This window comes from Amycolatopsis taiwanensis DSM 45107 (assembly GCF_000519205.1).
In the GTDB taxonomy this organism is placed as follows: domain Bacteria; phylum Actinomycetota; class Actinomycetes; order Mycobacteriales; family Pseudonocardiaceae; genus Amycolatopsis_E; species Amycolatopsis_E taiwanensis.
Window position 1 is genome coordinate 1 of record NZ_JAFB01000014.1, and the last position, 12396, is coordinate 12396.

Annotated in this window: 8 protein-coding genes and 1 pseudogene; 4 read left to right on the top strand and 5 right to left on the bottom strand. The window is 68.0% G+C overall.

Annotated elements, in window-relative coordinates; translation table 11 throughout:
- Positions 1–272: 272 nt before the first annotated feature.
- From A3CU_RS52350 to A3CU_RS0112160, 3 genes are all read right to left on the bottom strand, one after another.
- Positions 273–449: a hypothetical protein gene (locus tag A3CU_RS52350; RefSeq protein ID WP_156960334.1), complete on the bottom strand. Its 177-nt coding sequence runs from the start codon at positions 447–449 to the stop codon at positions 273–275.
- Between the two features lie 172 nt (positions 450–621).
- Positions 622–1869, bottom strand: coding sequence for an outer membrane protein assembly factor BamB family protein (locus A3CU_RS0112155; protein WP_027942520.1), 1248 nt, complete (start codon positions 1867–1869; stop codon positions 622–624).
- Positions 1870–1934: 65 nt separating this feature from the next.
- A complete protein-coding gene (locus A3CU_RS0112160) occupies positions 1935–2537 on the bottom strand; it encodes a dTDP-4-dehydrorhamnose 3,5-epimerase family protein (protein ID WP_027942521.1) in 603 nt (200 codons plus the stop codon).
- Positions 2538–2949: 412 nt separating this feature from the next.
- Here A3CU_RS0112160 and A3CU_RS0112165 point away from each other — a divergent pair, with 412 nt between their 5' ends.
- From A3CU_RS0112165 to A3CU_RS0112175, 3 genes and pseudogenes are all read left to right on the top strand, one after another.
- Positions 2950–4134: an NAD(P)-dependent malic enzyme gene (locus A3CU_RS0112165; RefSeq protein ID WP_027942522.1), complete on the top strand. Its 1185-nt coding sequence runs from the start codon at positions 2950–2952 to the stop codon at positions 4132–4134.
- A gap of 333 nt (positions 4135–4467) precedes the next feature.
- On the top strand, positions 4468–5547 hold the full coding sequence (locus tag A3CU_RS0112170) for an ABC transporter ATP-binding protein (RefSeq protein WP_027942523.1): 1080 nt from the start codon (positions 4468–4470) through the stop codon (positions 5545–5547).
- 143 nt (positions 5548–5690) lie between these two features.
- Positions 5691–6872: pseudogene (locus tag A3CU_RS0112175) on the top strand (S8 family peptidase); the annotation flags it as partial.
- Positions 6873–6999: 127 nt separating this feature from the next.
- Here A3CU_RS0112175 and A3CU_RS0112180 read toward each other — a convergent pair.
- Together A3CU_RS0112180 and A3CU_RS0112190 are read right to left on the bottom strand one after the other, a co-directional pair.
- The gene (locus tag A3CU_RS0112180; RefSeq protein WP_027942525.1) at positions 7000–10692 is read right to left on the bottom strand and encodes a multifunctional oxoglutarate decarboxylase/oxoglutarate dehydrogenase thiamine pyrophosphate-binding subunit/dihydrolipoyllysine-residue succinyltransferase subunit; all 3693 of its coding nucleotides are present in this window, start codon (positions 10690–10692) and stop codon (positions 7000–7002) included.
- Positions 10693–10919: 227 nt separating this feature from the next.
- The gene (locus A3CU_RS0112190) at positions 10920–11363 is read right to left on the bottom strand and encodes a winged helix-turn-helix transcriptional regulator (protein WP_027942526.1); all 444 of its coding nucleotides are present in this window, start codon (positions 11361–11363) and stop codon (positions 10920–10922) included.
- A gap of 113 nt (positions 11364–11476) precedes the next feature.
- On the opposite strand from A3CU_RS0112190, the gene A3CU_RS0112195 reads away from it, so the two are divergent.
- On the top strand, positions 11477–12394 hold the full coding sequence (locus A3CU_RS0112195; protein ID WP_027942527.1) for an NADP-dependent oxidoreductase: 918 nt from the start codon (positions 11477–11479) through the stop codon (positions 12392–12394).
- Positions 12395–12396: the final 2 nt, after the last annotated feature.

Below are 12396 nucleotides of genomic sequence, written 5' to 3' on the forward strand. Positions count from 1 at the left end.
GACACGCCCGCCGAGTCCACCTCCGACTATCCCGACACGCACCCTGCAACACCCTGATCATCACCGCACACCAACGCCTCACCGCCCTGCCACAACTCGCCTAACCATCACCAACCCGCCCCGACAACCAGCAACACCACCCCGGCAGTGAACACCGGCGGCCACCCCACCGACAACGGGCACCACCAACCTGCCCCAAACCAAACAAACACCCCGAACAACAACCCCACGGACCACCCAGGACCAGCCGACCACCCCATGCAAGATCCGGGTTAATAGCCGCGCGGTCGCACGTAGGTGGTCTGGGCGTAGGAATTCGCGCCGGCCGGTGCGGGCAGTCCGAGGCTGCGGTTGAGCGCCTGACCGCGGAGCCCACCGCCTTCGACCGCGGGAAACGCGAGTTGGTCGTCGGTCGTGCTGAATCGCAAGGTCAGCGGATCGGCCGACACGACCTCCGCCGGGCCGTCGGCGTGCCGGACCGGATGGATCGAGTGATCTTCGTCTCCGATGGCGCGATCGGGTGGTGGCTGTGGGCCGTCGAGGTCCGCGCTCAGGTCCAGTTCGCCCCTCCGTTGATCATTTGCCGGGAGATTGGCAGGCCCGAATGGGCGCGTCGTGATCTTAGCCGCGGTCCCAGACGGTCACCGGGGCAAACGGCGGGCCGAACTCGACGATCTTGTTGCCGGCGAGTTGCGCCGTCAGCCCCACCAAGTTGTAAGCAAGAGCATAATTATCGACCGTGAAGGTTGTTTCTTTTGTCATCGCGCCGTCGGCCTGCGAGAAAGACAGCAGCTGATGGTGCTCGTTCTCAAGCCCCGTGTAGTCGATCCAGAGTTTCCCCTGGCTCATCCCGATCGCCCTTACGTCGGCGAGGCGTTCGAATTCGTGCGACCAGCGGGCCTGACCAGTGGCAAGGTCGTAGCACGTGAGCGACGGCGTCAGGTCGTCGTCCGGGTCGGGGGCTACAGCACACATGGAGGTGCTGTCGAAGGCCTCAGAGGTCTGGATGCCATCTACCCAACGCGAGAGATCGGTCTCGGGAGAAACCTGTAGGGGTATCGGTGCCGTATTCGGGTCGCGCAGGTAGTAGATCTCGTGGTAATTGACGACGACCAGTGGGTGCACCGACAGCGGTAACAATCGGTCTTCGAAAGTATCCGTTGAAGACATCTTCACCGTTCCCTTCATCGCTCCGCTGGCGGTGTCGTAGGTGGAGACTGTGATGCCGTCGCGCTGGCAGTCCTGTACCTGCACCGTCTCGTCCCCCTCGGCCAGCACGTAGATTTGGGTGCAGTAATCGCCGGTCGGCACCGGCACGGCCCATTTCCGCTGTCCGTCGCGAGCGCCGTAACCGAGCATGTTCTTCCGAAAATCTTCGACGATCACCATCCCATTGGCGACCGAAAGTGCGCCCGACGTGGGAGCGCCTATTTCCGGCAATAACGTTAGCTGGTTCACCGACCAGAGCAGCCTGCCGTCGGTAAGGTCGACGGCGGCGGCGGTGTCGCAGTTGGCGTGGTCGGACGGATTGGATGCCAGTCCGATCGCGCCGATACCGCCGTCGATGGTGGGGCTCATCGCACAGATGTTGGACTCCGGCAACTGCCATATCTGCTTACCGCTGTCGAGGTCGTAGCCGGCAAGTCCGCTCGTGGTGGCATAGGCGACCGTGTGCTCATCGACCAGCCAGCCGTGGAACGGGTCGTTCATGGTGCCAATCGCCGGAGCCGCCCACAGTTTCCTGGCTTCGCCGGGGCCGCCCCAGTCCACGGCCACATGGCTTGGCGTGGGTGCGGCCTTACCGGACCCGAAAACTCCGGTCAGCTTCAGCGTGACGCCGGTGCACGCGAGGATCACCACCAGCACCACGATGGTGATGATCCAAACAGTGTGGCCGTCTGAGGAATCGTCACTGATACTGCGCAGGAGGCGGTTCAGTTCGCGCGGAGTTTCTCGTAGTGCGCCACGCAGTCTTCGTACCGTGGCAGCATTCCGGCCGAGGCGGCTTCCGCCAGTGACGGGGCCGTGCGGTCCTTTTCGGACAGAATGGGCGGCAGGTCCGCCGGCCACGGCAGGCCCAGTTCGGGGTCGAGCGGGTTGATGCCGTGCTCGGCGGCCGGGTTGTAGCCGGTGGAGCACAGGTAGGTCATCGCGGTGTCGTCTTCGAGTGCGACGAACGCGTGCCCGAGCCCTTCGGCCAGGTAGATCGCGTGGAAGTCGGTGGAGTCCAGGCGTACCGCGTCCCAGTGGCCGAAGGTGGGTGAGCCGGTGCGCAGGTCGACGACCACGTCGAGCAGCGCACCGCGTGGGCAGTAAATGTATTTCGCCTGGCCGGGCGGCGTGTCGGCGAAGTGGACGCCACGGATGGTGCCGCGCTGGGAGACGCTGTGATTGGTCTGTGCCAGCCGCAGCGGGTGGCCGAGCGCTTCGATCAGTGCGGCCTCCTGGAACGGGGCGACGAACAGGCCGCGTTGGTCGGGGAACGTCTTCGGCACGAACTCGTAGGCGTCACGCACAGCCAGCTCACAAACCTGCATGCCATGAATGTAATTAGCCGCGCGAAGCGTGTCCGTTGAGGGTGGTGGTGGGCCGGCGGGCGGGGCTGATCAGTCGCGGAAGCGTGTCCGTTGAGGATGGTGGTGGGCGACGGGCCGGCCGGGGCACCGGCGTGGGCGGTTCGGCGACGGTGGGGAGAACGTTTCGGTTCCGTCAACCAAGCCGGATGGTCGTCTTGCTAAGGGGCCTGTGACCAGCCATTTTTGTGATCTCAGCCGCACCTCGGCGGCCAAGCCGCGGCCGCGCCTGTCACACTGGGGGGACCGCCTCGTCCGAGCGGCCGTTGCCCGCAGGACTCCTCGACGGCTTCAGGTGCCACCGCATCGAGCCGAAAGAGCCAGTGTCAGTCCGTGTTACTGGGGGACCTTTGCAATCCCGGGAGGGATTAACCAGATGACTTACGCTCAGGTCACCGGCAGTTCGCCGGTGACTGAAGACGAGATCTTCGAAGGGCACCGGGACGGCAAGCTGTCCGTGGCGGCGACCAGGCCGATCTCCCGGCCGCGGGACCTGTCCATCGCGTACACGCCGGGCGTGGCCAAGGTGAGCCGGGCCATTGCCGAGGATGCCGAGCTTGCCCACCGCTACACCTGGGCCGACCGGCTGGTGGTCGTGGTCAGCGACGGCACCGCCGTGCTCGGTCTCGGCGACATCGGGGCGAGCGCGTCGCTGCCGGTGATGGAGGGCAAGTCCGTGCTGTTCAAGACGTTCGGCGGGCTGAACTCGATCCCGCTCGTGCTGAACACCACGGACGTCGACGAGATCGTCGAGACGCTCGTGCGGTTGCGCCCGTCGTTCGGTGCGGTCAATCTCGAGGACATCGCGGCGCCTCGCTGCTTCGAGCTGGAGGACAAGCTCAAGGCGGCGCTCGACTGCCCGGTCATGCACGACGACCAGCATGGCACCGCGATCGTCACGCTCGCGGCGCTGCGCGGCGCGAACCTGGTGCTGGGCCGGGACATCGCGTCGCAGCGGGTGGTCATCTCCGGCGCCGGCGCGGCCGGTGTGGCGTGCGCGCGGATCCTGCAGGAGGCCGGGGTCGGTGATGTCACGGTGCTGGACTCGAAGGGCATCGTCCACACCGGACGCGCGGGGCTGAACCCGGTCAAGCAGAAGCTGGCCGAGACGACCAACGCGGCCGGGCTGCGCGGCGGGCTCACCGAAGCGTTGCGTGGCGCGGACGTGTTCCTCGGGCTGTCCGGCGCGACCATCGACGAGACCGTCCTCGCCGGAATGGCGGACGATCCGATCGTCTTCGCACTGTCGAACCCGGACCCCGAGGTGCATCCCGAGGCGGCCGGCCGGTACGCCGCGATCGTGGCCACCGGTCGCAGCGACTTCCCGAACCAGATCAACAACGTGCTCGCCTTCCCCGGCGTGTTCCGGGGCGCGCTGGACGCCGGAGCCCGCGCGATCACCGAGAACATGAAGCTCGCCGCGGCCGAGGCGATCTTCGCGGTGGCGCAGGACGATCTCGGCCCGGACCGCATCGTGCCGAGCCCGCTGGACCCGCGGGTCGCACCGGAGGTCGCCGCCGCGGTGGCGAAGGCAGCCATCGAAGACGGCGTGACAACCTGACGACTGAGTTACGACTGCAGGCATGAGTGACCCGTTACTGCCTTCTCCTTCGCGAGTTTGCGCGCGACCGCGATCGTGTCGACAGGGCGCTCCCGACGAACTCGGGTCACCTGGCCCGTAACGGCGCCCTGCCGCCTCGATAGCGGGCCTGTCGGCGGCGCGCTCTCTGGTCGGCCTGGGAGCCGCGGCTCGACAGCGGGCCACTCGCGTCGGATTTCGGCAGTAACGGGTCATTCATGTCTTCCGGCTTCCTGTCGTGGACGGCGGAGTGGCGTGCGTCCCAGTTCGCGGATCCGTGGCCGCTCGGGCGGCAACCCGGCTAGGGTGCCGGAGGTGGCGATCGAGTTCGCGAACGTGACCAAGCGGTACCCGGACGGCACCGTCGCGGTCGACGACCTGAGCCTGACCATCGAGGACGGCACCATCACGGTGTTCGTCGGGCCGTCGGGCTGTGGGAAGACGACCTCGCTGCGGATGATCAACCGGATGGTCGAGCCCACCTCCGGCCGGGTGCTGCTCGACGGGCGCGACGTCTGCGAGTCCGACCCGCCGGTGCTGCGCCGCGGCATCGGCTACGTCATCCAGAACGCCGGTCTCTTCCCGCACCGGACGGTGCTGGACAACGTGGCGACCGTGCCGCTGCTGTCCGGCTGGGGCCGGAGCCGGGCACGGGAGCGAGCCGCCGAGCTGCTGGCGACGGTCGGGCTGCCGGCCGAGCTCGGCGACCGGTACCCGGCGCAGCTGTCCGGTGGGCAGCGGCAGCGGGTCGGGGTGGCCCGCGCGCTGGCCGCGGACTCGCCCGTGTTGCTGATGGACGAGCCGTTCTCGGCGGTGGACCCGATCGTGCGCGAGGACCTGCAGGACGAGTTGCTGCGCCTGCAATCCCGGCTGGGCAAGACGATCGTGTTCGTCACCCACGACGTGGACGAGGCGGTCCGGCTGGGGGACAAGGTGGCGGTGCTGCGCACCGGCGGCAGGCTGGCGCAGTACGGCACCCCCGCGGAGGTGCTCCGGAACCCGGTCGACGATTTCGTCGCCTCCTTCGTGGGCCGTGACCGGGGCTATCGTGGACTGTCCTTTATGGATGCGACCGGCGTCCAGTTGCAGGACGTCGCCACGATCCGGCTCGGCGAGCCGGTGCCCTGGGTGACCACGGACTGGGCACTGGCGGTGAACTCGGACGGTCGCCCGCGCGGCTGGCTGCCGCCGAAGTCCACTGTGGACGGTGGCTTGCGGGAGGGTGATTTGGTGGCGGGCGGTTCGCTCTACCGCCGGGGCACGCCCCTGCGCGGCGCGCTCGACGCGGCCCTGTCCTCGCCCGCTGGGCTGGGCGTGGTGGTGGACGACGAGGAGCGGGTGATCGGCGTGGTCACCGCACGTCAGATCCTGGACGTGATCGAACAGCGGCGGTGAGCGTTCGTACGATTGCCCTCCGCGGTTCCTACTTTTGGCCCTTCTGTGGGTTAATTTCAACCCCCTAACCTCTGTGTGCAATAACCATCCAATCGGGTGGGAGACGCCCACCGCGGTGGGCATTGCCAAGGAGGTAAGGCAGCTTGCGGAAGATCCGATCCCTGGTCACGCTCGGCGCGGCCACCGCACTCGCGACGCTCACCGTATTCGGCACCGGTGCATCAGCTTCGGCGCAGGAAGGCAAGATCGTCGGTGCGGGCGCCGAGGGTGCGATCCCGGACAGTTACATCGTCGTGCTGAAGCAGGGCTCGTCCCCGGTGAGCGTGCTGGCCGGCGAGTTGACCGCCCGGCTGGGTGGGGTGGTGAACCGGACCTACTCTGCAGCCTTGCGCGGCTACTCGGCGAAAATGACCGAGGCGCAGGCCAAGCACCTGGCGGCCGACCCGGCGGTGGCCTATGTCCAGCAGAACCGCACTTTCCACGTCCTGGACACCCAGACCGATCCGCCATCGTGGGGCCTGGACCGGCTGGACCAGCGGTCGCTGCCGCTGGACCACAGCTACACCTACTCGACCACGGCGCCGGACGTCCACGCCTACATCATCGACACCGGAATCAACCTGACCCACAACGATTTCGGCGGTCGCGCGACCTCCGGCCACGACTTCGTGGACAACGACGCCGACGCCACCGACTGCAACGGGCACGGCACGCACGTTGCCGGAACGGTCGGCGGCGACGCCTACGGGGTGGCCAAGGGCGTGCGACTCGTCGGCGTCCGTGTACTCGACTGCAACGGCTCGGGCAGCGAGGAGCAGGTGATCGCGGGGATCGACTGGGTCACCGCGAACGCGGTGAAACCCGCGGTGGCGAACATGAGCCTGGGCGGCAGTTCGGACCAGGCGCTTGACGACGCCGTGTCGAAGTCGATCTCCTCGGGCGTGACCTACGCCATCGCCGCGGGCAACGACAACGCCGACGCGTGCGGTGACTCGCCCGCGCGGGTGCCGGAGGCCATCACGGTGGGCGCGACCACGAGGGCCGACACCCGGGCGAGCTACTCGAATTACGGCACCTGCGTCGACATCTTCGGGCCAGGCAGCAACATCACGTCGGACTGGATCGGCGGCAACACGGCGACCAACACGATCAGCGGCACGTCCATGGCCACCCCGCATGTCACCGGTGCTGCGGCGTTGTACCTGGCGGACAACTCGTCGGCCACGCCTGCCCAGGTGCGTGACGCGCTGGTCTCGGCCGGCACTCCGGATGTGGTAAGCGGCGTCGGCAGCGGATCGCCGAACGTCCTCCTCCACACCGGAAGCTGAGCCGACACGAGAGTGCCCCCTCTCCTCCGCGCCAGAGAGGGGGCACTGTCAACTCAGCTGGGCGATGAGTGACCCGTTACTGTCGAAATTCGGCATGAACGGGCCACTCATGCACCGGCGTGGATCAGGCGAACGCCTTGGCGATCAACGCCTTCTGCTCGACGTCGTGCACCTTGGACGAGCCCGCCGACGGCGCGGCCATCGGACGGCGCGCGGCCACGTCGAGGCCGGAGAGCAGGTCGGGGAGCTTGCGCGGCAGGTGCAGCCCGAAGAACGGCCAGGCGCCCTGGTTCTCCGGCTCCTCCTGCACCCACACGACCTCCGACGCGGCGGTGTAGCGCTCGAGCGCGGCCTTCAGCTTCTTCAGCGGCAGCGGGTAGTACTGCTCGATGCGCACGATCGCCACGTCGTCCGCGCCACGCTTGTCGCGTTCGGCCACCAGCTCCCAGTACAGCTTTCCGGAGGTCAGCAGCACCTTGCGCGCCTTCGCCGGGTTGACGTCGACGTCGTCGATCACCGACATGAACTTCGACTGGCCGGTGAAGTCCTCCACCGCCGAGGTCGCCGCCTTGTTCCGCAGCATCGACTTCGGGGTGAACACGATCAGCGGCCGGCGGATCCCGTCCAGCGCGTGCCGGCGCAGCAGGTGGAAGTGGTTCGCCGGAGTGGACGGCACCGCGACCGTCATCGACCCCTCGGCGCAGAGCTGCAGGAACCGCTCGATCCGGCCGGACGTGTGGTCCGGGCCCTGGCCCTCGTGACCGTGCGGCAGCAGCAGCACGACATCGGCGAGCTGGCCCCACTTGGCTTCGCCCGAGGAGATGTACTCGTCGATCACCGTCTGCGCGCCGTTGACGAAGTCGCCGAACTGCGCCTCCCACAGCACCAGCGCCTCCGAGTTGGCCACCGAGTAGCCGTACTCGAAGCCGACCGCCGCGTACTCCGACAGCGCCGAGTCGTAGATCATCACCCGGCCCTGGTTCGGCGCCAGGTTCTGCAGCGGCGCGTACTCACGGCCGGTCTTGCGGTCGATGAGCACCGAGTGCCGCTGGGTGAAGGTGCCGCGCCGCGAGTCCTGCCCGGACAGCCGCACCAGGCGCCCCTCCATGGCCAGCGACCCGAACGCGAGCAGTTCACCGAACGCCCAGTCGATGCCGCCTTCCCGCGACATCTTGCCGCGGCGCTCCATCACTGGCTTGACCCGCGGGTGCGGGGTGAAGCCGTCGGGCACGTTGCTGAACGCGTCACCGATCCGCTCGACGACCTCGCGGCTGACCGCCGTCGACACCTTGGCCGGGACCTGCTGCTCGCCTTCCACCGACGGGCTCGGCGCGATCGGGTGCTTCTCCAGTTCGCGAACCTCGTTGAAGACGTGTTCCAGCTGGCTGGAGAAGTCGCGCAACGCGGCTTCCGCTTCGTCGACCGAGATGTCGCCGCGGCCGATCAGCGCTTCGGTGTAGATCTTCCGCACCGAACGCTTGGCGTCGATGATGTCGTACATCGCCGGCTGCGTCATCGACGGGTCGTCGCCCTCGTTGTGGCCCCGGCGGCGGTAACAGATCATGTCGATCACGACGTCCTTGTTGAACGCCTGCCGGTAGTCCACCGCGAGCTTGGCCACCCAGTGCGCGGCCTCCGGGTCGTCCCCGTTGACGTGGAAGATCGGCGCGCCGATCATCTTCGCCACGTCGGTGGCGTACTGCGACGACCGCGAGTGTTCCGGCGCGGTGGTGTAGCCGACCTGGTTGTTGATGATGATGTGCACCGTGCCGCCGGTCCGGTAACCACGCAGCAGCGCCAGGTTCAGCGTCTCGGCGACCACGCCCTGGCCGGCGAACGCGGCGTCACCGTGCAGCAGCACGGGCAGCACGGTGAAGCCCTCGCCGTGCTGGTCGCCCTTGTTCAGGAGATCCTGCTTGGCCCGGGCGATGCCCTCCAGCACCGGGTCCACCGTCTCCAGGTGCGACGGGTTCGCGGTCAGCGACACCTTCGTCTCGCCGTCACCGAACATGCGGAAGTACTTGCCCTCGGCGCCCAGGTGGTACTTCACGTCGCCGGAGCCGTGCGCCTGGCCCGGGTCGAGGTTGCCCTCGAACTCCTGGAAGATCTGCGAGATCGGCTTGCCCACGATGTTGGCCAGCACGTTGAGCCGGCCACGGTGCGGCATGCCGATCACGACCTCGTCGAGCTCGTGCTCGGCGGCCTTGTCGAGCACGGTGTCCAGCAGCGGGATCACCGTCTCGCCGCCCTCCAGCGAGAACCGCTTCTGGCCGACGTACTTGGTCTGCAGGAAGGTCTCGAACGCCTCGGCCGCGTTGAGCTTGGACAGCACGTACTTCTGCACGGCCTGGTCGGGCTTCTCGTGCGGCACCTCGACGCGATCCTGGATCCAGCGGCGCTCCTCGGGGTCGAGGATGTGCGTGTACTCCACGCCGACCGTGCGGCAGTAGGAGTCGCGCAGGACGCCCAGCACGTCACGCAGCTTCATGCGCTCCTGGCCGGCGAACCCGCCGACGGCGAACTCGCGGTCGAGGTCCCACAGCGTCAGGCCGTGTGAGAGGACGTCGAGGTCCTCGTGGCGGCGCTGGCGGTAGTTCAGCGGGTCGGTGTCGGCCATCAGGTGGCCGCGGATGCGGTAGGCGTCGATGAGCTCGATGACCCGCGCGGTCTTGTCGACGGCGCCCGCGGGAATGTCCTTGACCCAGCGCACCGGTTCGTAGGGCAGGCGCAGCGACGTGAAGATGTCGTCGTAGAAACCGTCGCCGCCGAGCAGCAACTCGTGGATGCGCTTGAGGTACTCGCCGGACTCCGCACCCTGGATGATCCGGTGGTCGTAGGTCGACGTCAGCGTCATGATCTTGCTGATGCCGAGGTCGACGAGGGTCTTCTCGCTGCTGCCCTCGAAGGCCGACGGGTACTGCATCGCGCCCACGCCGATGATCGCGCCCTGGCCGGCCTGCAGCCGGGGCACCGAGTGGTTGGTGCCGATGCCGCCCGGGTTGGTCAGCGAGATCGTGGTGCCGGCGAAGTCGTCGGCGGTCAGCTTGTTGTTGCGAGCCTTCTTGACGATCTCCTCGTACGCCTGCCAGAACTGCAGGAACGTCATGTTCTCGGTGTGCTTGATGGAGGCGACGACGAGGGTGCGGCTGCCGTCCTTGCCCTTCATGTCGATCGCGAGACCGAGGTTCACGTGCTCCGGCGTGATCGCGAACGGCTTCCCGTCGACGAGATCGTAGTGCCGGTTCATGTTCGGGAAGTCACGCAGCGCACGCACCATCGCGTACCCGATGAGGTGCGTGAAGGAGATCTTGCCACCGCGGGTGCGCTTGAGGTGGTTGTTGATCACGATGCGGTTGTCGGCCATCAGCTTGGCCGGCACGGCGCGCACGCTCGTCGCGGTGGGGACGGTCAGCGAGGCGTCCATGTTCTTCGCGATCGCCGCCGCGGCGCCGCGCAGCTGCTTGCCCTCTTGCTTGGCCTCCGGCTTGGCTGCTGCGGGCGCGGGAGCGGCCTTCGCGGCGGCCGGCCGCGGCTTCACCGGGGTCGGCTGGGGGGCGGGTGCCGGGCGCGCGGGTGCCTTCGGCGGCGCGGTCTTGAGCTGACCGTTCGACTTCGCCGGTTGGCCCGATTGGTCCGGTCGGGGCGTCTTGGGTGCGGCGTCCGGCTTCTTGTGCGGGGTCTGCGTCGGCGTGAAGTCCGAGAAGAAGTCATGCCAGGCGGCATCTACTGAGGAGGGGTCGGCGAGGAACTGGTCGTACATCTCCTCGACGAGCCATTCGTTGGGGCCGAACTGCGACGCAGGGCTACTGCTGGACACGGCAGGGACTCGCCTCTATCCATCTCGATCTAACTTGTCCGTTTGATGCGCCTACCAGGCTAACCCCCTGCCCTCTCGGCGTGTGATTGAACTCGTCGATCTCCGTGGAGTGCGATTGCGGCATTTTTCACTGAATTGTTCACTAGACCGATTCAGATGCAACGCAGGTTCAACGACCTGGTCGTTGGGGAAGGCCGCGCCCAGCTGGTTGAGCTGATGGTGATCGTTCAGGCGGTGCGACGGTCGTAGTCCTCGCGGTTGGCGAGCACCTCGTCCATGTGCGCCTCGGCCCACACCTTGATGCCCCGGACCACGTGGTGCAGGGAGAGACCGAGGTCGGTCAGCTCGTAAGTGACCGTGACCGGCACGGTCGGTGTCACGGTGCGGGTGAGCAGGCCGTCGCGTTCGAGGGCACGCAGTGTCTGGGTGAGCATCTTCTGACTGACCCCGGCCAGTCGGCGGGACAGCTCGGAGTAACGCATCGACCGCGGCTGGCCGCTGCAGTCGGCCCCGGGCTGATGCGGGCCGTCGCTGCCCAGCGCGGCCAGGACCAGCGCGACCCACTTGTCGGAGATCCGGTCCAGTAGCCGGCGACTGGGGCAGTTGGCCATGAAGGCGTCGTATTCCCACTTCGCCTGTGCCCGCTTCTGGGCGGCCGTCGTCGTGGGCATCGACCGATCCTTCCTGCCGAGAGGTGACTTACGCACTTTGAAGTGCCTACTTCCTACTGGAAAGTTACCCATCCATCGTGGTGCGGGACAACTTTCGAAACAGGAGCGACACCATGAGCACCCCGACCTTCCGCGCCGCCGTCGTCCGCACCCCGAGCGGGCCCGGCTCGATCGAGATCATCGACGTTCCGGTGGCCGAACCCGGGCCCGGCGAGGTCCGGGTCGAGATCGCCGCCGCGGCGGTCAACCCCGTCGACCTCGGGGTCGCGCGCGGCCTCTTCCACGCGATGGGACTGGTCAACCAGCCCGAACACACCGGCCTGGGCTGGGACTTCGCCGGCACCGTCGTCGCCACCGGCGCCGTTGTGAGCCTGCCGGCCGGCACCCGGGTCGCCGGCCTGGTGGACGGATTCGACCGCGATTTCGGTACCTACGCCGAGCAACTCGTCGTGCCGGCCGCCGACCTCGCCGTCGTGCCGGACGGGCTGGACCTGGCCATGGCGTCGACGGTGCCGCTCAACGGGCTGGCCGCCGCAGGGATCGTCGACCTGCTCGGCGACGCGCCCACCGAGGGCAACCGGCTGCTGGTGACCGGCGCGGCCGGCGCCGTCGGTGGGTACGTGGCCGCGCTCGCGCAGGACCACGGCTGGCAGGTCACCGGTCTTGCCAGAGCCGAGGACGAGGAGTTCGTCCGAAGCCTCGGCGCCGCGTTCACCACGAACGCCGAGCCGGGCTGGGACGCGGTCGCCGACGGCGCGGCGCTGCAGGAGCGGGGCCTCGCCCTGGTCCGCGACGGCGGGTCCTTCGTCGGAGTGCAACCGAGCGCGGAGCCGGCCGCGGAGCGCGGGATCACGGTGGGCGTCGTGGTCGCGCATCCCGACGGCCCTCGGTTGGGCGGCCTGCTCGCCCGCACGGCGTCCGGCGAACTGCCGGCAAGAGTGCACGCGGCCGTGCCGCTGGAGCAGGTTGCCGACGCCCACCGGGCCGTCGCCAAGGGCGGGGTGCGCGGCCGCTACGTGCTGAAGCCCTGACC